Genomic DNA, 21,006 nt, shown 5'->3' on the forward strand with positions numbered 1-21,006 from the left:
AAGATTTCCGATAATCTATATGGTGGAATCGAACTTAAATCCAAATATTCCCACAAAGGCAAAAGCCACAGAACACCCAAGGCGTCCGAAAGAACCAATTCTTATTATTGAAGATAAAAAGGAAAACCAGGTTCTTTTAGAGGCAATTTGCAAACGGATCGGTATGGAAACCGAAATTGCTTGCGATGGAAAAGTGGCCTTAGAGATGGCAGCCAAACAACCATATAGCCTATATTTGGTGGATTTAATGATGCCAGTCCTTGACGGTCGTTCATTTATCCAAGAACAAAAAAAAAGAGAACCAAATGCCGTTTTTGTAGTACAAACTGCCATCGACCAAACGGATGAAATCATAGAAGTTATGAAATTAGGGGTTTATGATTATCTTTTAAAGCCACTCCATGTAGAAATTGTTGCCGATCGTTTAGAAAAAGCATTAGAATACGTCTATTTAAAGAGAATGGAATCTGTTCTGATTGATGAGGAATCAAAAGAATTAAAAAGCCAATTGGAATGGCTTAATTACAAAGAATCGCATCGAAAAACAAATGAAATCAATTCAGAGTTACACTCTATTTTAAACTTAAAAACAACTTTAATGCAAGGATCTGGACTTGGTTCTATGTCGACCATCATTGACTCAATCCAACAAATGAAAGTGGATTCTGGTAATGGTTATCTGGTTAACAAAGAATTTTGGGATTTATTATATGAAAACCATGAACACAATATTAGTATGATGAAAGGATTAGATCATGCAGTGGATGTAATCCAAACGGATACAATTCTCAAAAGCACTAAAAGCGAAAATCTACTGCAAATATTACCGACAATCATTGATAGTTTTAGCAAAGAAATAAACGAAAAAGAGTTAAAAGTAAATTTACCAATAGTAAAACAGTCGGTTTACCTTGATTTGGATATCGAGTCGTTGAAGTTAGCTCTGTATGAAATCATCACAAACGGACTGAAATATTCCAAAAGAAAATCTCATTTTGATATTTTTGTTACTTTCGTTGATGGATATTTTTGTTTATCAGCAAAAAACAACATTATAGAAGATGAATATGCAAAACAACTTACGCAGTTTGAAAAGAAACTCGTGGAACCATTTTACCGCATTCATCCACCTGTTGAAAGTTTTCATTCTAAAGAAAAATTTAGTTTAGGTCTCGGCTTAACGATGGTTGATTTTATATTACATAGACACAATGGAATGTTTTTTATACGTAATGCAATTGATCATACAACAGAAGTAAAAGCAGATTGTATCATAGCAGAAATATTTTTGCCAATCCAAAACAATAAAGGAACAAAACATGAATAGAAAAATTTTGATCATTGATGACTCTGCGGTATTCCGAAAGATTATCTCTGTACATTTAAAGAATGCGAATTTTGATCTCATTGAAGCAGGTGATGGATTAGAAGGCTTAAAACAATTAGAAACTAACGAAGTTGATTTAATTGTTTCGGACATGAATATGCCGAATATGGATGGGATTAGCTTCATTAAAAAGGTGAAAGAAAATCCGAAATACAAATTCACTCCTATCATCATGTTAACAACGGAATCGCAACCGGAAAAAAAACAACAAGGTGTGGATGCTGGCGCAAAGGCATGGCTCACTAAACCATTTTCACCCGAAGAACTGTTGGACACTATTTCCAAACTATTACCGTAATCATGGAACCAGTCCAAAATTTAAAGGAAACTAACTCTGGTATTGAAATTACTTGGAATGGGTATCTCACCGTACCCTTTGTTAAGGAATGGAAAAAACAGTCTGAAATTTGGACTTCCTCTTCTAGGGGAAAAACTATAGAATTAAACTTATACGGAATCGAACGTGTTGATTCAGCAGGAATTCAACTTTTAGTATATTTAAAAAATTTAAGCCAAAAGAACCACTTTTCGATGAAATTGGGAAACCACTCTCTTCCAATTCTAAAGATATTAGATTTACTCGGTCTAGTTAGTTTTTTCGGGGATAGGATCAAAGTGAAAAAAGAGCATTCTAATGAAGTCGAATTTCGCTATGGCACAAGGAAAATTAATTAATGGATTTAACAGAGGTTATAGATGCCTATTTAGTTGAATCTGATGAATTTCTTCGTGATATGGAGGCGATTCTTTTACGTACGGAAAAATCTTCGCCAACTGAGGATGATTTAAATGCTATTTTTCGAGCCGTACATACAATCAAAGGCACTGCTGGGATGTTTGGTTTTGAATCTACTGTTAAGTTTACTCATGTGGTAGAAAACCTTTTAGATAGATTAAGATCTCACGAAATTCCATTTCAACAGGAATTAACAGAAATATTACTCAATGCAAAGGACCATCTTTCTTATTTAGTAAACGAAGAAACCAAAGGTAAAATTCCAGAGACAAAAATACTTATTGGAGATTCTATTTTAGAATCAATGAAACCCTTTCAAATTCCTGATTCAGAAATTTCTTTACAAAAAGAAAACCAAGAAGATATAGAAAAAGAGAGTTTAGTTGCTAATTCCGATTCCACAAATTTATCTAAAAAAAATAGCAAAAACAATACAATTTCTGGATACTTAATTTCTTTTCGTCCGAATCGCAATGTATTTTCTCAAGGCCTCGATCCAATCTCCTTTATTGGGTATCTAAAAAAAATTGGCACCATCCATTCATTAAAAACAATTACAGAAGAAATTCCCCTTTCCAACGAATTTGACGCTGAATCTTGTTACTTAGGTTTCGAAATCAATTTTCATTCAGACTCAGATTTAAATGCTGTAAGAAAAGTATTTAACTTTATTGAAAATGATACCTTTTTACATATTTTACCGCCTGGTTCCCAGTTAGAAGATTTAGTAGATTTATCCATGCAACTTCCAGAAGAGGAAATTCTTCTCGGTAACCTATGGAAGGAAATAGGTATCCTAACAGAAGAAGGCCTATTAGGTTATTTCGAAGAATTAAAATCTCGAAAAACAGGAATCTCAAACAAACAAACTGAAGAAACCTTGCTAATTACAACAAATTCAGATTTATCAATCGATACAAATGAACTTAAAAATAGAGTCTCAGATTCCACAAAGGAACAAAATAAATCAGCAACGATAAAAGTGGACTCTAAACGGATAGATAATCTCATCAATCGAGTTGGTGAACTTGTTGTTTCTTGTGCCAACATGAACCAACTTATCAGCTCTCTTGAAGATTCAATTTTACAAGAGTCATCGATGCACACAATGCGACTTCTCAACGAAGTACGAGAAATTTCACTTAAACTCAGAATGGTTCCAATCGGTGATACATTTCAAAAATATACAAGAACAGTTCGTGATTTAGGTAAAGAGCTCGGTAAAGAAATCAAGTTAGTTACAGAAGGCAATGAAACTGAACTTGATAGAAACATAGTAGATAAATTAGGTGATCCACTCACCCACTTAGTTAGAAATGCATGTGATCATGGGTTAGAAACTTCGGAAGAACGAATCAGAAAAGGTAAACCAAAACAAGGTTTGATCAAACTAAATGCATTCCACGAAGCTGGGAGCGTTCTTATTGAAATTACAGATGATGGAAACGGAATTCAAAAGGAAAAAGTTTGGCAAAAAGGAATTGAAAAGGATCTTGTCTTAGGACCAATGCCAGAATCGGAAGATGAAATATTTAAACTCCTTTTCCATCCAGGACTATCCACCGCATCTAAGGTTACCAATGTTTCTGGCAGAGGTGTAGGCCTAGATGTTGTTTTACAAAACATTGAATCATTACGCGGAACAATCACAGTTAAATCCACCCCAAATCAAGGCAGCCGTTTTACCATACGGTTGCCTCTCACACTAGCAATCATTGACGGTTTTTTAGTGGAAGTTGGTAAAAACCATTTCATTATTCCAATGGATATGGTCCTCGAATGCCTTCATTTTACTGAAGATAATAAATCCGGTGCCAACCAATTCTTTCCACTGAGAGGGAATTTAATTCCATTCCTTCGTCTAGGAGATTATTATCCAACAGAAGCTTCGGAAGATAACACACGTGAAAATATTGTTATCGTAAGAAATGGAGATAAAAAAGCAGGAATCGTAGTAGAACGACTACTAGGTGAATACCAAACAGTAATCAAACCTATGGGATCCGTATTTCGACACGTAAAAGGTGTAAGTGGTTCTAGCATCTTAGGAGATGGAAATGTGGCTCTCATCATAGACATTCCTTCTTTATTCGAAAGAACCATAACTGTAGAAAACGAAAGATTATATAAATGAAGAGGATAATATGAAAAATATTAAGATAAGCACAAAGTTAATAGGTTTTTTCCTTACAGGATTGATATTTGTTATTTGGACCACGGCTTATTCTTGGGGGATACTGAAAGAAGTAAATCAATCGGAAGAAACAACTAAGATTCATTTACAAAAATCAGAATATCTAACATCAATTTGGAATTTAAGCGAGTCAATTCAATCTGAAATCTACACCGTCCTCCAATCACAAGAATTAGATAAAACTGCTATCGCCAAAATTAAAAATGATTTAGAAAAATTAAATTCAGAATGGGAAAAAATTGAGTCCCTACCATCCTCAACAGAAGAATTAAATGTTCAAAAATCTGCCAAAACAAGGAAAGATGAATACATAAATCAAATAAAAAACTATGTAAATGAACCAGAGGATTTAAATAAAAAAGAAAATTTAAAATCGAGTTTCTCTGAGTATTGGAAACCATATTCAAGTTCTATTTCTAAATGGAATTCACAACTCACTATCGATAGTATTTCTAACCTCAAAAAAGACAATACAACACCTAATGAAAAACTAATTCCTGTTTATGTATCTGGATTTATTTTCCTTATAATCACTACAAGCCTTCTTTTTTTACTACTGAAACAAGTAGGAAAACCACTAAAAGATGCAATTCAAATCAAAACGGCATTAGATAGCGTTTCGACTAATGTGATGATTTCTGATTTAAATTTAAACGTCGTTTACATGAACAAAGCCATTCGATCCATGTTTGCAAAATCAGAAACAGATATCAAATCTCAAATCAGAAATTTTTCTCTGAATGATTTAATGGGCAGTAATATTGACAGTTATCACAAAGACCCAAGTCACCAAAGAAAACTTCTCGGCACTTTTACATCGGAGCATAAATCTAGCATAAAAATTGCTAATAGAGAATTTAACTTAATTGCAAACCCTATCATCACCAACACAGGTGAAAGATTGGGAAGTGTTGTTGAGTGGGCAGATGTAACGGAGGCCAATGCAAATACAAAAGCTATCGAAAGGTCACAAGCTACAATTGAATTCAATATGGACGGAAGTATTGTTACAGCTAATGAAAATTTTTTAAACTTATTGAATTACAGTTTAAATGAAATCAAAGGTCAACACCATCGAATTTTTCTAGAAACTCAGGAAGCGAATTCGGAGTCCTATCGTCAGTTTTGGGCTGCCCTTAATCGCGGAGAATACCAAACTGCCGAATACAAACGTATTGGTAAAAACGGTAAAGAAGTTTGGCTCCAAGCTACCTACACACCTATTTTGGATGCAAATGGAAAACCATATAAAGTCATCAAATTTGCAACTGATATCACAGAAAATAAAAAAATCGTCAGAGAATTTATTGGTCAAATTGAGGCGATTAACAAAGCCCAGGCGACAATTGAGTTCAATATGGACGGAACTGTCATCACAGCGAATGATATCTTTTTAAAAACAATGGGATATGGATTACAAGAAATAGTTGGGAAACACCATAGAATTTTTGTCGAACAATCAATGGTCAATTCGGAAGACTACCGTCAATTTTGGGCCACGCTCAATCGAGGGGAATTCCAAACTGCTGAGTACAGACGCATAGGAAAGGATGGAAAAATTGTTTGGTTACAAGCAACTTACAACCCTATTCTTGATTTAAATGGAAAACCATATAAAGTCATCAAATTTGCAACGGATATTACGGAACAAAAGAATTTAGCAATGGAAACTGCTCGTATTGTTGAGGACCTCGTTATAGGTCTTTCTGCCCTAGAAAAAGGAGACCTAACACAACTCATAACAAGCGAATACGATGGTGGGTTTGCAAAACTAAGAGATTCATTCAACAATACTTCAAAAAAACTAATTGAGATTATTAATGATGTAAGAACAAACACTGATGCCCTTGTGAACGCAGCTGACGAAGTGGCTTCCACAGCAAGCACTCTTTCGCAAGGTGCCAGTGAACAAGCTGCCTCCGTTGAAGAAACCTCGGCATCACTAGAAGAGATGGGTGCATCCATTGATCAAAATGCAGAAAATGCAAAACAAACTGATACAATAGCAACTAAATCGGCGAAAGATGCAAAACAAGGTGGAGAGGCAGTGAGAAATACTGTATCCGCAATGAAAGAGATTGCAGATAAAATTTCAATCATAGAAGACATTGCCTACCAAACCAACTTACTTGCATTAAATGCTGCAATCGAAGCCGCAAGAGCAGGTGAACATGGAAAAGGATTTGCAGTAGTTGCTTCAGAAGTGCGAAAACTTGCGGAACGATCACAGAAATCTGCCAACGAAATCGGAAGTTTAGCTGGAAGTTCAGTTCAAATTGCGGAATCTGCAGGAAAACTAATCGAAGAAATTGTACCTGCAATCAATAAAACCGCAGACCTTGTCCAGGAAATCACTGCAGCTAGCCAAGAACAGTCTTCCGGAGTCAATGAAGTGAATAAAGCAATGGGGCAACTAGACCAAGTGTCACAACAATCCGCAAGCGCTTCAGAAGAATTGGCTGCCATTGCAGAAGAATTACAAGCACAGGCAGAAAAACTTCTTTCTTCTATAAGTTTCTTCAAATTGGGAAAACAAGCAGGATTCCAATCTGCAGTAGAATCAAAACATGCAAAGGCGCAACAAGCAAAACCAAGCGGTCGATTACAAACACCGAATGCACGAAAGACCGAACCTACAGATGAAAATTCCAAGTTTCAAAAGTATTAAGTAGGAAACAAAAATGCAGGAACTACAATACTTAACCTTTCTTATTTCCGAAGAACTCTTTGGTTTAGGAATTTTATACATCAAAGAAATCATTGAGTATGAATCGGTGACTCATGTCCCAATGATGCCAGAATATATTCCGGGGGTCATTAATCTCCGAGGAAATGTTGTTCCAGTGATTGATCTTAATATGCGATTCTACAAAAGAAAAACGGAAACCAATCGTAAAACCTGTATCATTATTACAGAAATAAAATTGGAAAATGAAATTGTAGATGTGGGACTTCTTGTAGATGCAGTAAACGAAGTGGTAGATATTCCACCCGAATCCATTGAGGAACCGCCAAGTTTTGGTTCCAAAATCCGATTGGATTTTATCCAAGGACTTGGAAAATTAGAGAATAAATTTGTAATCATTTTAAAAGTGAATCAAATATTAGAACTTTCTGAACTACAAGCAATCCAAGATTCATCAACGAATGTTACCTAAATGGAAGCACCTAAGGAAGTTATAGATCGATTCCTAAACCCTGGAGAAATTTTCTTCGGTGGACCAGAATTTCGAGTTAGAACATTACTTGGTTCATGTGTTTCCATAGTTTTATGGCACCCGAATCGTCATTTAGGAGGAATGTGCCATTATCTACTACCTACCCCTGCAGATATACATTCTGAAAAAACACATAAATATGGGATTGATGCGGTATCCTTTTTTTTATCAGAAATAAAAAAACACAAATCACAACCTAGTGAATTTTATGCAAAAATATTTGGAGGTTCTAATATGTTCCTACATGAAGAAAGGGAAATTTTAAAAGATAAATCAACTTCCCATGTTGGAAACAGAAATGCTGAATTTGCTAAAACGATTTTAGGAGAAAAAGATATCAAAATCATCTCCGAAGATACTGGTGGAACCTTATCAAGAAAAATATATTTTACCGTCTGGGATGGTGAAGTATGGGTAGAAAAGAAGTAATCTTATGAAAAAAATCAAGGTATTTGTAATTGATGATTCAGCAGTCGTAAGGCAAGTGTTAACCGAAATATTCAATTCGGATTCTAATTTTGATTTTTTAGGAAGTGCCTCTGACCCGATTTTTGCCCTAGATAAAATGAATAACAATTGGCCAGATGTGATCGTTTTAGATATCGAAATGCCAAGAATGGATGGTCTGTCTTTTTTAAAAAAGATAATGGCAGAAAGACCAACACCAGTTGTGATTTGTTCTACATTGACTACCGAAGGCTCCGATACTGCAATGATTGCGATGAGCCTTGGTGCTTGTGATATCATTACAAAACCGAAAATAGGATTAAAAGATTTTTTAAATGAATCTACGATTGAACTAACAGATGCAGTGATTGCAGCCGCATCCGTATCTCTAAAGGCACTACCAAATCATTTAGAGAGAAAAGAGTTTTCGATTAAAACGGAAAAAAAACAAGATATTTCCCAATTACAAGCCACAGAAAAAATTGTTGCGATTGGAACTTCTACCGGAGGCACCATCGCGTTAGAACAAGTTCTCACCAAACTTCCCAGAGACAAAACCCCTGGGATTGTGATAGTCCAACATATGCCCGAAAAATTTACCGAGACCTTTGCCAAACGATTAGATTCCATTTGTGATATTAGCGTCAGGGAAGCAAAAGATGGAGACCGTGTTGTGAGAGGACTGGCGCTCATTGCACCAGGGAACCGCCATATGACAATTAGGCGATCCGGAGCCCAGTATTTTGTGGATGTGGCAGATGGACCACTTGTCAATCGTCATAAACCTTCTGTGGATGTATTGTTTCGTTCCGTCGCTAGACAAGTTGGAAAAAATGCCAAAGGAATCATAATGACTGGAATGGGAGACGATGGAGCCTCTGGCATTTTAGAAATGAAAGAAGCTGGGGCTGATACGATAGCCCAAAATGAAGAAACTTCGGTTGTGTTTGGAATGCCAAAAGAGGCAATTAGGAGAGGAGGTGTGAACCACATCCTCCCTCTCACTGAAATTTACAAAACAATTGTGGGTTACGGCTGATTAGCCGAGACCCAGTTCTTTTGTTACTTTTACTTTTCTTGCCCGAATATCTTCTGGAGATTCCTCTTTTAAAATTTCATCAGGTTTGATTTTAAAGATAGGTTGTGCTTTTGTCACAATCTTTCCATCCGAATCCACCATTAAATTTTTCACAATGGTTCCACTCACCGGAGCAAGGATTTTGTTAAACATCTTCATCACTTCAATGATAAAGAGTGGTTGTCCTGCTTGAAAATGGTCTCCTTCATTAATGAGTGGAGGAAGATTGGGTGCTTCTTTTGAGTAGAACATTCCACCCATTGGAGCCACAATTTCGTCCCCAGACATTTTTGGCGGTGGGTTTAGAGTTTTAATAAATGCATCTCTCGTGTCCTTGTTTTTGAATTCATCAGGCACTACCCCATCCAAATCTGCATTTACATCCAAACCAAAGAAGTTTGATTTGATACCGATTTTAGGAAGTAAGAGTAAAGTTTCAAGACCGGCTTGGAACCCATTGTGACTTGCCACTGAAGCATTCCAAAGATCCTGAGAAAGTGAATTCGATGGATTTTTACCTTTAGCGAGTGCATCGGATAATTCTTTCCAAGAACTAAGACCAGTTCTTTTTGAAAGTTCCGTATAAAATTCTTTTGCTTCACTCAGTAACTTAGCATCATGATCCCAAATCTTTTCAGAACTTGCTTTTTCTTCGGTTGTATCTAAGTTCAAATAGTAATACAAAGATTCCAAAAATTGGATTGGGTTTTCACTGAATTCTACATTCGCCCCATTGCGAGTCCAAAGTTTTCCGTCAAAGTATCCGAGGAATCCGCCAAGAAGATGTGGGTTTGCAAGGAGCCGTTCCATCGGACGAATGACAAGAGTCATTTTTTTGTTTAGGATTTTCTTTAGGTCAGCATCGGAAGCTTTTGTTTTTTCTGTCCAAAGGTATTCCAAATCCAAATCATTGATAATGGACTGTAAAGCACCAATGCCAGCTAAATAGGAAATCATAAACGCTGTGGATGGTTTGAACATCGCGTCCTTTCCCAAAATCCATTGGATGAGTCCGTAGTGAACCAGTAAGTTGGTTTCTAGGTTTTGCCCTCTAAGTTCTGTTTTGCGAAGGATATTACCTAAAATTTCCAAGTTCTCTGTTCTTGAATTTCCATAAGAAACAAGAAGTGCCACGTTCGAATCATAAGCACCCGCCAGGTTATAATGTACAAAGGCACCGGTATCAGGGTTACGAGTACAAATTCCTTGGTCATCCCTGATTTCTTCTGGGAGGGCCTTAGACCAGTTTTGAATGATCCCACCAGCATGTGGTTGGAGAGCCCGGTTTGTGGCATTGATTCGAACTTCTGCACCAGAAACATTTCGTAAAATTCTCTCTGGTTTAGGAACTCTAAGTCCGTGGATAGAAAGCACTGCCATCGCTTCTACAAGTGAATCAATATAAAAGAAATCGTTTGGATCATCTGGATTGGTGAACTTCATTTTGTACACCATTTCTGTGACCCTGTGTTCCACTTGGATTCTTGTGTTTACTTCCATAAAAAAGAAACTATTTCCTTCTACGATACATTCAAACGTAGAAACGGAATTCAATCGAATGGCCTTACCAAACACTTCTGCTTGGTGTTCCATATCTTTTAAAGTTTGTACATCTTTATCAAGGATGGCAGCTTTTTTAGCATTCGAAGAACGAACTAGATCTGCTTCTTTTTGTAATAACTCAACTGTTTGGGAAATTTCCAAAAGTTTTTGTTCGTGCATTTGTAAAGAACAATCCCGACCACCCAGTGATAAAGACCATTCCCCATTACCAATGAGCTGGATTTCGTTGTGGCGAGTGTTTTCGATGTTAAGTTCAATGAGGAAGTTTCTGTTCGAACCAACGGCAGTTACTTTTGATTCCGCAAGGATCTCCATAACAGCAGCATCAATTTCTGATTTTTCACTGATGACCCTTTGTCCCTTACCACCACCACCACCGATGTATTTAAATCGAATTCGTTTGCCTGGATATTTCTTCCAAATATCTTCACAAAGAAGTGAAGATTCTTTTTGTAAGTCTGGAATGGATGTGATGTCTATAGTTTTTTCGTAAGAAAGTTGGAGTAAATCTTCCGCATTGTCTTCCAAGGACTTGGAATCGTTGAAAGAAAAGTTTAAATTGTTTTCTTTTGCAACTTTCAAAAGTCCATCTTTTGAATTTCCCGTTTTGCGAAGTAAAGCAAGGGCTGTGATATTATCAACACCAGGAGTTACAGATACATTCAAACTTCTTGCCAATTTTTTTGCTTCGTCTTTGGCACCAGCACCTTTGGCAACATGGGAACTTGGTCCCATAAAGGTAATTCCTGCTTTTTCAATGGCTTCAATGAATTCCGCATCTTCTGCCATAAATCCGTAACCGGCAAAGATATGAGTGTATCCATTGTCTTTGGCGATTCCAATGATTTGGCGAATGCGTTGTTCTTTCTCTTCCTTCCCTGCTCCCATATAATCAGGAACTCGGTGGATGTTTTCAGGGAATCGAAAGTTACGAAGTTCCGGAGCAAGGGCTTTTGGATAAACAATGGAATCTTTTTCAGATAACAAAATCCCATATTCTTTCACACCGATGGCATCAAAAACATCCATAGTTTCTTTACGGACAGGTCCACGACAAACGATGAGACATTTGATCGATTCGACACTAAAGGAGCGAATCCATGCTGATTCGGACTCTTGGAACTGAATGCGTTTTAAATTCTTATCTAACATGGAAATTATTCAAACTCCCTTTGAGGACCGGACATTTCCGCCGGTTTGTATTTGGACATGAGGAAACTCAAGTTTTTGGATAATACATTTCTAGTGTATCCAGGTAAAATGATGGAAGAAACGGAACCAAGGGAAAGTGCTTCCTTAGGATTCATAAGTTCTTTTTCGTATCGTTGTCCGATTTCGAAAAGTTTTGCATCGCGAGTTGCAGCAGCTTCTTTTTCGCTCATACCTTTTTTCACATTGGCCAAAAATTCTTTTTGGATACTTGTGATTTCGTCTTTGTAAACATACTCTTTTCCAGCAGGACCCATAACCGCTATCCTTGCCGTAGGAAGTGCAAACACCATCGATGCTCCCGTAAAATAGGAGTTAAATGTTGCATATGCACCGCCAAATGCGTTACGAATGATAAGAGTGAGTCTTGGAGTTCTTAGATCGATAATGGAATCGAGGAGTTTTCTTCCTTCGAGAACGATACCATTGTGTTCTTGGTCACGCCCTGGTAAAAATCCTGTAGTATCTTCTACAAATACCATAGGAATATTGTATAAGTTACAGAAGCGAACAAAACGAGTTCCTTTGCGAGATGCCCCGATATCAATCTGACCTGAGGAAACAGCAGAGTTATTCGCAAGAAATCCCACCACATGGCCACCAATCCGACCAAAAGCAGTAACGATGTTTCTTGCTCTTTGAGGTTGTAATTCAAAGAACTCACCATGATCACAGATTTGTTGTAAATAAAGTGTGATGTCAAAAGGAGTGTTCATTCCTGTTGGGGAATTGAATGTTTTTCTAAAAAGAATGTCTTCTTCGTAAATAAATCTGTCTACCGGATCCGAAGTTGGATAAAACGGCGCAAAACTATGGTTATTGTCTGGTAAATAAGATAAAAGACGAATCGCAGTCCGAAGCGATCCTAACTCATCACCTGTGACAAGGTCAACCACACCCGACTGGCCATGTACTTTTGGTCCACCCAAGTCTTCTGCAGAAATATCTTCTCCAAGGACAGACTTCACCACACCAGGTCCTGTCAGACCAAAGAAGGTTCCATCACATTGGATCATAAACGATCCTTGGCGTGGAAGGTAAGCTCCCCCACCTGCGTTAAAACCAAACATTAACATGACGGAAGGAACCACACCGCTGATTTTGCGAAGTGCGGTAAAGGCTTCCGAATATCCGTCAAGTCCACCCACTCCCGCAGGAACATAAGCCCCTGCCGAATCATTCATCCCGATAAGAGGGATCCCATGAGTTCCGGCCATTTGGATAAGACGAGCGAGTTTACTTCCGTTCGTTGCATCCATCGAACCAGCACGAAGTGTGAAGTCGTGTCCGTAGACTGCAACATCACGACCTTTGATATTTAAAATTCCTGTAACAATAGAGGCTCCATCTAAATTAGGACCCCAGTTTTGATAAGTGATATTAGGTTCTTCGTCAGTAAGGACTTTGATTCTTTCCCAAACCGTCATACGGTTTTTGGAGTGTTGGACGCGAATTCTATCTTCGCCACCTCCAAGGAAGGGTTTCTCTATGAGTTCCTTTCCTAGTTTGAGAGCATCATCATAAATTCCGGTTTGTGTTTCCGGAGCCTTGGATTCTTTGAACGGGTTGTTTAGGGAATACTGCTTGGTTTCCATAAGTTTTTTCCAATGTTTTGTTTAGGATCACTTAGAAAAGTGATTTTTACTTCAGAGCAGAGCTCAGATCAGGATAAATTGTGAATAGCTGCTGCATTCCAATGATATCGAATACTTTTTCTACCGCTGGTTGTAAACCACAGATAGAAATGCTTATTTTTTGTTCTTGGCAATGACGGAGTGTTGTGACAAGTAATCGAAGTCCGGCAGAAGAGATAAAAGGCACATCACTTAAATTGAAAACAACAGGTTTCCCAGCGGCACTCACTAGGCCAATTAAGTCTTTTTCAATTTTGTGTGTGTTGTGGACATCCAAATTGCCTTGGACATGTACAACCACTTTGTCCCCAACCACTTCCGAATGGATTCCAATTTTATCTTCGTTCATACAATAGTTTTCTCCAAATAGGTTATGTTTTGTTTCCCGTTGAAGTCGTAGGACACCTTGTCCATCAGAGTCTCCATTAGATATACGCCAAATCCACCCTTCCGTTCGCCCTTTAAATTGGCCTCTACAGAAGGTTTAGGAACTTTTTTTCTGTCAAAAGGTTTGCCTTCGTCAATTAATACAACTTTAAGATTGTCGCCAATCAGTTCCAATCTACATTCAAAACTAGGGTGGCTTAGCTCCGTATCCTTATAACTATGCATGACTATATTGGTTGCGGCTTCATCCAAAGATATCAGAATATCGTCGAATGCAAAGGGTTTTGTGATTTTCCCTTCTAAATGTTCAGAAATAAAATCACGTAAGTGGGGAATTTCGTCTGGATGAGCAGAAAACACTTTTGATATCTCAAAACTTGTTACTTCTGCAAATTTTAGGATCATAACCGTAAAATCATCATACTGGTCTTCTGACCGAGAAAACTTACGGATATCATCGTAAACGGCTTCCACGATTTTTTGAGAGGATTCAGACCTTCTCTCAATAATAAAATCAATAAAACGATCTAAACCATATTCTTCTTCATCAGGATTTTTCTCTTCGATGGCACCATCCGTGTAAAAAACCAAAATATCTCCTGGTTCGATTTGGATTTCTCCCCCTTGGTAGTTGGTTTGCGGTACCACACCAAGTGGGGCACCCTTTCCTTTTAGAAGTTCAAAACTTCCATCACTACGAATCCAAATTTGGTCGTTATGGCCTGCCGATGCAAATTTTAAAGTACGAGTTCGCCTTTGGTAATTAACTAGGAATAAGGTGACAAACATCCCTGATTGGGAATCTTCATAAATCAATTGGTTGGCCCGAAACAAAAGTTCCGAAGGGGAAATATCCGTAGTCCTTGACAAGGTCCGAATGATGGAACTTGACATGGCCATAAAAATCGCGGCAGGCAAACTTTTTCCCGACACATCGGCCACGAGAAATGAAAACTGATCTTCTCCAAAAGAATGAAAATCATAAAAATCACCTGATACTTCTTTGGCGGCAACAGACATCACACCCAAATCAAATAAGGGAGATTGTAACAAGGAATTGGGGAGAATGTTATTTTGGATTTTTCTAGTAATTTCGATTTCTTTTTCGATCGACTTTTTTGTGATGATTTCTTGGTTTAAACGGAGGTTTTCATAAGCCTTTGCGAGAGGGGAAGAAAGAGTTTTTAACATCCTAAGGTCTGTTTCGTTAAAAGAATGGGCTTTTTGTTTCCCACTCACATAAAGAGCAGCCCGTAAATTTCCACCGCGAGGGGAAATCGGCAAAATCAAAAAATTTTTCTTTAAAGTATAAAACTCTAGTTCTAAAAAAGATTCCTCTAACTGCGAAGTAACGACTGCCATTCGCGGATGTCCCGATTCCATTAGGCTAAGAAAAAGACGACTTTCTTGCATTGGAAAAAAGGATTCCCTCACGATACCGAGTTGTCTCGCATACACCTGGATTCTGTTTTTGTTTTTTTCCTCGATGATGACCATTCCAGCATCTTCGCATGACAACTCTTTGGTGAGAATACTCAAAGTTTTGGACATTAATCCTAATTCATCATGGGATTCTAGAACTGCCTGACCCAAATCAAAAATTGATTCCAGAGTACTTAGTTTTTGTTTGAGTTCTAAGTTTGTTTCGTTTAAATTTTCGAGTAATCTCGTTTTTTGGATGGCCACAGCACAAGCACTGGAAAAGGACAAAAAGGTATCTATGTCATCTTGGCTAAAATTATTTCGGTCAATAGTATTGATGGCCTCTATGACCCCAATTACCTCATCCCCAACAATGAGTGGACTTGCCAAAATATTTCTCGTTGTAAAATTGGAAGCTTTATCTACATCCCGAAAAACTCGGCTGTCGTTTTGTGCATCATTAATGATCATAGGCTGTTTTGTCACAGCCACAGTTCCTGCAATTCCTTGTCCCACAGGAACCTTGATTTTAGCTACTTCTTCCCGTTTTTCCCCTGTGACAGTATGAAAATTTAGGAACTCTTTTTTTTCATCTAACAAAAGCAAGGAACTAGCTTCGGTACGAAACACAGACTTTGCTGATTCCATTACCATAACAAGTACATGTTCCAATTCTACACTCGTATTGATGAGAACAGCTACCCGAATGATTTCTTCTAAAAAATACTGAAGTCGATTGTTATTATTATGTATATTGGCATTATCAATGAGAAGAAGAATGGAAGTAGTAAGCGAATTAAAAAATTGCGGTTCTGATTCCGAAAGGACAGTGTCTTTAAATAAGGCATTGAGATTGGCACTAAAATAATTAATTAAATCAAGATCTTGTTCGGAAAAATTTTGAAAATGTTTAATACCTTCAAGAACTAAAACACCAAGTGCTAAATCCCCAATTTCATCACCCACATAACAGGCAATATATGATTCGGTGATAGGTCCGGCCGAATCTTTGATATGAGATCCTTTTTTAATTAAAATACTTTTTCTGGTTTTAAAAACATGTTTAGCAATTGCACTTGCACTCGATTTATCACCTACCGTACCCAATCGACTCAAGTTTCCTCTTTCATTACGGAAGTAAAAAGCCGCTGATTTTGCCGAAACTAAACGTTTTGCCTGTCCAAGAATAAAATGGTACAAGTCATCCAATTCGGAAGATGAGGAAAGGTAAAATCCGCCTTCGTTATGTTTTCGAATGATCGGCGGAAGAGAGCTTGGTTTCAATGGTTTAGTCTTTGTTAAATTTGAGTGATTCTTCTCTTAGTTTACGATTAGCATCTTCCAAAGATTTGATTTTGTCGAAGGCCGACATCAGCTCGTCTCGACTAAGATTAGATACCATTGAACTTGCTTGCACAGTTTCCTTTGCTTCCCGTAGTTCCATACGCGAATAATCAATGATCTGTTCGTACATACGAATAATTTCATCGGCATTGGCTAATTCTTGTTCATTGAGTCTAAGAACTTTTTCATAGCCTTTGATAATATCCGATTGGATTTTCAATTTTTTATTTAGTTCCTCTACCGTATCTTGTCCCATAACATCTCTGGTTCCTTAGCCATTTTAGGATTCTGTTGACAAGCAAACGCGATCACTCACCTTGGATTAGCACAAGGGGACGTAGCTCAGTTGGGAGAGCGTTTGAATGGCATTCAAAAGGTCGGGGGTTCGATTCCCCTCGTCTCCAAAATCCCTCCCGGAATTTCACAGTTCAAAGCCTCCCCTGTCAAATTCTTTTTCATTTTGATTGGAGATCACTTGATCAATCAGTGACCTTTTTCAATCTATTCCATATTAGATTATGGCTGTTAGAAAAATCCTCAAGATTGGCAATCCCTTACTCCGTCAAACAAGCGAAGACGTAACTGAAACCGAAATCCAAACCAAGGAATTCAAAAAACTGATTCGCGATATGTTTGAAACCATGCGTCATGCAGATGGCGTTGGTTTAGCAGCACCACAAATAGGTGTTTTAAAAAAACTAGTGGTTGTGGGACAGGACGATGACAACGGAAGATACCCAGGAACTCCAGAAGTTCCGAACCAAATCATTTTAAATCCGGAGATCACCCCACTGAATCCTCCAGGGGAAGGTTTTTGGGAAGGTTGTTTATCGGTTCCTGGAATGCGTGGGTTTGTGGAAAGGCCGGATAAAATTCGAATGAAATGGCGAGATGAGAATTTCGAAGAACATGAAGAAATTATTGAAGGTTACCGAGCAATTGTTTTGCAACATGAGTGCGATCACTTATTCGGAGTTCTTTATGTAGATCGTCTCAAAAGTACAAAGTTATTCGGTTATAACGAAGACATTGATACTGCGGGTAAATTGTTAGACTAATTAGTTTTCTCCACAAGGAGTTTTATGGGCACATCCATCGTTCAGTATTTTCTTTCGAAGAGTTTATTCGTAAATCTTCTTACTTTTCTCATTTTACTTGTTGGTGGATTTACTGCTGCCACGATGAACCGCGAAGCATTTCCCAATATCAACTTTGATATTGTTAGTGTCACAACAGTTTATCCAGGAGCCGCACCCGCCGATGTAGAAAAATTGGTCACAAAACCATTGGAAGATGCGATTAAAGAAGTGGATGGAATCAAAGAATTCCGATCTGCTTCTTTGGAAAACAGATCTGGTATCATCATCACCATTGATCCGAATACGAAAAATACTCAAAAAGTTGTAGATGATTTAAAATCAGCCATTGATCGAATCCAAGATTTACCAGAAGATGTGGATGACCCTATCGTCACAGAAATCACAACCGCAAGACAACCCGTAATTGAAATTCATTTGTCATCTGCTTTGAAAGACGGTAAACCTCTGTTAAATGGAAAAGAACTACGCGACCAAGCAAAAATTTTAGAGGAAAAACTAAAGGACCTGCCGTCCGTTGCAAGGATTACCAAACGAGGTTGGCGAGAACGAGAAATGAAAGTGGACTTAGATCCAGATAAACTAAGAGCCCTCTCGCTCTCGTCCACACAAGTCATCAATGCCCTCCGTTTACGAAACATTAATTTTCCAGGGGGAAATATTAACGAAAGAACAAGGGAAATCATTGTTCGCACTGTGGGTGAATTTGATACCGCAGAAGAAATTGAGAATGTATTTGTTCGTTCCAATGATGCTGGACGTTCTGTCCGAATTCGCGATGTAGCCCGTGTTATGGAAGGATTTGAAGACTCTGAATATTTAGATAAGTCCAATGGCGACATTGCCATTGCACTGACTGTCATTAAAAGAGAAAAAGCAGATGCCATTACTGTGGTAGACGATTCCAAAAAAGTGGTAGAAGAGTTCATTAAATCCACAGGCGGAACTGTCAAACATGCCTTTGTCAATGACCTCTCCAAATACATTCGAAGAAGACTTGGGGTATTAACTTCCAATGCTGTCTCTGGACTCATCCTTGTGACGGCTTCTCTATTTGTCTTTCTTGGATGGAGAATGGCCCTAATGACAGCACTTGGAATTCCTATCTCTATTGCGATGACCTTTGTTGCCATGAACTACATGGGATTAACTTTAAACTTAATCTCTATGATGGGGCTTATCATTGTCGTGGGAATTTTGGTAGATGATGCCATCATCATTTGTGAAAACGTTTACCGCCATTTAGAAATGGGGGAAGAACCATTTGAAGCAGCCATGCGTGGAACAAGTGAAGTGCTTGCTCCTGTTACTGCCACTGTCACGACAACCATTGCTGCTTTTGGACCTATGTTATTTATGACTGGGATTTTTGGAAAGTTCATCCATTCCATTCCTCTTGTTGTAATTTTATCTTTATGTAGTTCCCTTTTCGAAGCTTTTTTTATGTTACCTTCTCACTTATATGATGTGAGTAAAGCCAGTGATATGAAGGGTGAAGTCAAAGAAGAATCTCATTGGTTTGTAAAGTTTAAAGAAAGAACCTATCTACCACTCCTGAGTTTTGCCCTTAAAAACCGTTGGAAGATGGTGGGGCTTCTTATGGGTTTATTTGTGTTCTCACTCGCCATCCAAATCAAGTTTGGAAAATTCAAACTTTTCCCTGGTGCGATCGAAACCTTTCAAGTCCGCGTCACAGCAGAAACTGGACTAAAATTAGAAGAAACGGACAGGTTCATTCGTGTCATTGAAGATGCTGTGGGTAAACTTCCCGAAGGAGAAGTGGAAAACTTTATCTCAAGAGTGGGGATCATCCAAAAGGATCCCAATGATCCTTTTACCAAACGAGGAAAAAATTACGCTCAAGTAATGGTGTATTTAACTCCCGATGATAATAGAGAAAGATCCACAGAAAAAATCATCGAAGTGGTACGGCAAAACACCAAATTCATGTTAAATGAAAAAGCACTCCAACTTTTAGAAGAAAAATTAGCCAAAGAGAATGTTAGCAAAAATGATGAAAACCCCATCCCTAAGTCAGAGGTTCCCAAAGAATTTCTTCCCTTAAAAGGAAAACTCGTAAATTTAGAGTTCGAAAAACTGGCAGGTGGTCCACCCGTGGGAAAACCTGTAGCCATTGAAATCAAAGGAGATGATTTTGCCACCTTACTTAAAATAGGTTCAGAATTCAAAGCAGCCCTTGCGAAAATCAATGGTGTCACCGATATCGGAGATGATTTTAATGAAGGAAAGGATGAAATTAGAGTTTCTGTAGATGAATCTCTTGCCTCTTTTGCAGGAGTAAGTGTCCAATCGGTTTCCCTTGCAATCAATACAGCATTACAAGGCACAGTATCCACAAAAATCAAACGTGCTGATGAAGAAGTAGATGTCCGGGTTCGTTTTCCCGAGGAATACAGGTCCTCTCTTACCCACCTAAACAAAGTGTATGTCAACAACCTAACAGGAAATTTAATTCCTGTTTCCAGACTCACTAGTTATGATAGAAATCCTGGGCGTGCCTCTATCAATCACCTAGACGGCAAACGATTGTTAACGGTAACTTCGAATATCGACGAAACAGTTTCTACCTCAAGGCAAGTCAATATAGAAGCAAAAAAACTAACCGAAGGAATTATCGCCAAATACCCTGGGTATTCGGTCCGGTTTTCTGGAGAAAACAAAGATACAGAAGAATCGATGGCTTCCCTGGGACGGGCATTTCTTGTCGGACTTCTTATCATTTATATGATCCTTGCTTCCCTTTTCCGTTCCCTAGCTCAACCTTTAATTGTAATGAGTGCCATTCCCTTTGCAGTCATTGGAGTGATATTTGCTTTTTTAATCCACGGACAACCATTTTCTTTTCTAGCGTTTCTTGGAATCATAGGACTTGCGGGGGTGGTCGTTAACGACTCCATTGTACTTGTGGATTGTGCCAATCAATTACGAATCGAAGATCCATCAAAATCTACATTTGAGTTGTTAGTAGAAGCAGGCAGTATTCGACTAAGAGCCGTTATGCTCACAACAGTGACAACTGTACTTGGCCTTCTTCCTACAGCTTACGGAATTGGTGGAAAGGATCCTTTCCTTGTTCCTATGGCTTTGGCATTTGGATGGGGACTTGCTTTTGCTACCTTTATCACACTCATTATGGTGCCAGTATTCTACCTTAACCTTTATATGTTTAAGGATTGGGCTATAGCAAAATTCCAATCAAGACAATCCAGAAAAAAAGGATTCGTTTAAGCTAATGGATTCACTGGCTTACGGTAACCAATTTGAACCAG

The 21,006-nt window shown here is 38.1% G+C and carries 14 protein-coding genes, 1 tRNA gene and 2 pseudogenes; 12 read left to right on the plus strand and 5 right to left on the minus strand.

Features of this window, described 5'->3' with window-relative positions; translation table 11 throughout:
• Positions 1–19: 19 nt before the first annotated feature.
• From EHQ31_RS03910 to EHQ31_RS03945, 9 genes and pseudogenes are all read left to right on the plus strand, one after another.
• Positions 20–1,327 (plus strand): response regulator, encoded by a 1,308-nt coding sequence (locus EHQ31_RS03910; RefSeq protein ID WP_135569757.1) that lies wholly within the window; start codon positions 20–22, stop codon positions 1,325–1,327.
• Complete coding sequence (locus tag EHQ31_RS03915) at positions 1,320–1,685, plus strand: response regulator (RefSeq protein ID WP_135569759.1); 366 nt, start codon at positions 1,320–1,322, stop codon at positions 1,683–1,685. Before EHQ31_RS03910 ends, EHQ31_RS03915 begins: the two co-directional genes overlap by 8 nt.
• A gap of 2 nt (positions 1,686–1,687) precedes the next feature.
• Entirely contained in the window at positions 1,688–2,062 is a 375-nt protein-coding gene (locus EHQ31_RS03920) for an STAS domain-containing protein (RefSeq protein ID WP_135569761.1), read from the plus strand.
• Positions 2,062–4,257, plus strand: a complete 2,196-nt coding sequence (locus EHQ31_RS03925) for a chemotaxis protein CheA (RefSeq protein ID WP_135569763.1) — start codon at positions 2,062–2,064, stop codon at positions 4,255–4,257. Before EHQ31_RS03920 ends, EHQ31_RS03925 begins: the two co-directional genes overlap by 1 nt.
• A gap of 10 nt (positions 4,258–4,267) precedes the next feature.
• Positions 4,268–4,645 (plus strand): annotated as a pseudogene (locus EHQ31_RS19040) (MCP four helix bundle domain-containing protein); the annotation flags it as partial.
• 270 nt (positions 4,646–4,915) lie between these two features.
• A pseudogene (locus EHQ31_RS03930) lies at positions 4,916–6,838 on the plus strand (methyl-accepting chemotaxis protein); the annotation flags it as partial.
• A gap of 160 nt (positions 6,839–6,998) precedes the next feature.
• A complete protein-coding gene (locus tag EHQ31_RS03935; protein ID WP_135569767.1) occupies positions 6,999–7,475 on the plus strand; it encodes a chemotaxis protein CheW in 477 nt (158 codons plus the stop codon).
• A complete protein-coding gene (locus tag EHQ31_RS03940) occupies positions 7,476–7,964 on the plus strand; it encodes a chemotaxis protein CheD (RefSeq protein WP_135569769.1) in 489 nt (162 codons plus the stop codon).
• A 4-nt stretch (positions 7,965–7,968) separates the two neighbouring features.
• A complete protein-coding gene (locus tag EHQ31_RS03945; protein WP_135569771.1) occupies positions 7,969–9,021 on the plus strand; it encodes a protein-glutamate methylesterase/protein-glutamine glutaminase in 1,053 nt (350 codons plus the stop codon).
• Here the strand turns inward: EHQ31_RS03945 and EHQ31_RS03950 are convergent, their stop codons facing one another.
• The 5 genes from EHQ31_RS03950 to EHQ31_RS03970 are packed head-to-tail and all read right to left on the minus strand — an operon-like array spanning position 9,022 to position 16,875.
• Positions 9,022–11,775: an ATP-binding protein gene (locus tag EHQ31_RS03950; RefSeq protein ID WP_135569773.1), complete on the minus strand. Its 2,754-nt coding sequence runs from the start codon at positions 11,773–11,775 to the stop codon at positions 9,022–9,024. It abuts the gene before it with no gap.
• Between the two features lie 5 nt (positions 11,776–11,780).
• Positions 11,781–13,427, minus strand: coding sequence for an acyl-CoA carboxylase subunit beta (locus EHQ31_RS03955; protein WP_135569775.1), 1,647 nt, complete (start codon positions 13,425–13,427; stop codon positions 11,781–11,783).
• 46 nt (positions 13,428–13,473) lie between these two features.
• Entirely contained in the window at positions 13,474–13,815 is a 342-nt protein-coding gene (locus tag EHQ31_RS03960; RefSeq protein WP_135569777.1) for an STAS domain-containing protein, read from the minus strand.
• A complete protein-coding gene (locus tag EHQ31_RS03965) occupies positions 13,812–16,559 on the minus strand; it encodes a SpoIIE family protein phosphatase (protein ID WP_135569779.1) in 2,748 nt (915 codons plus the stop codon). Before EHQ31_RS03965 ends, EHQ31_RS03960 begins: the two co-directional genes overlap by 4 nt.
• A gap of 4 nt (positions 16,560–16,563) precedes the next feature.
• Positions 16,564–16,875, minus strand: coding sequence for a hypothetical protein (locus tag EHQ31_RS03970; RefSeq protein WP_100742795.1), 312 nt, complete (start codon positions 16,873–16,875; stop codon positions 16,564–16,566).
• A 75-nt stretch (positions 16,876–16,950) separates the two neighbouring features.
• Here EHQ31_RS03970 and EHQ31_RS03975 point away from each other — a divergent pair.
• From EHQ31_RS03975 to EHQ31_RS03985, 3 genes are all read left to right on the plus strand, one after another.
• Positions 16,951–17,023, plus strand: a tRNA-Ala gene (locus EHQ31_RS03975).
• A gap of 114 nt (positions 17,024–17,137) precedes the next feature.
• Complete coding sequence (def, locus tag EHQ31_RS03980) at positions 17,138–17,677, plus strand: peptide deformylase (RefSeq protein ID WP_135569781.1); 540 nt, start codon at positions 17,138–17,140, stop codon at positions 17,675–17,677.
• 24 nt (positions 17,678–17,701) lie between these two features.
• Positions 17,702–20,965, plus strand: coding sequence for an efflux RND transporter permease subunit (locus tag EHQ31_RS03985; RefSeq protein WP_135569783.1), 3,264 nt, complete (start codon positions 17,702–17,704; stop codon positions 20,963–20,965).
• Positions 20,966–21,006 lie beyond the last annotated feature (41 nt).

The sequence above is a fragment of the Leptospira montravelensis genome (assembly GCF_004770045.1).
In the GTDB taxonomy this organism is placed as follows: Bacteria; Spirochaetota; Leptospiria; order Leptospirales; family Leptospiraceae; genus Leptospira_A; species Leptospira_A montravelensis.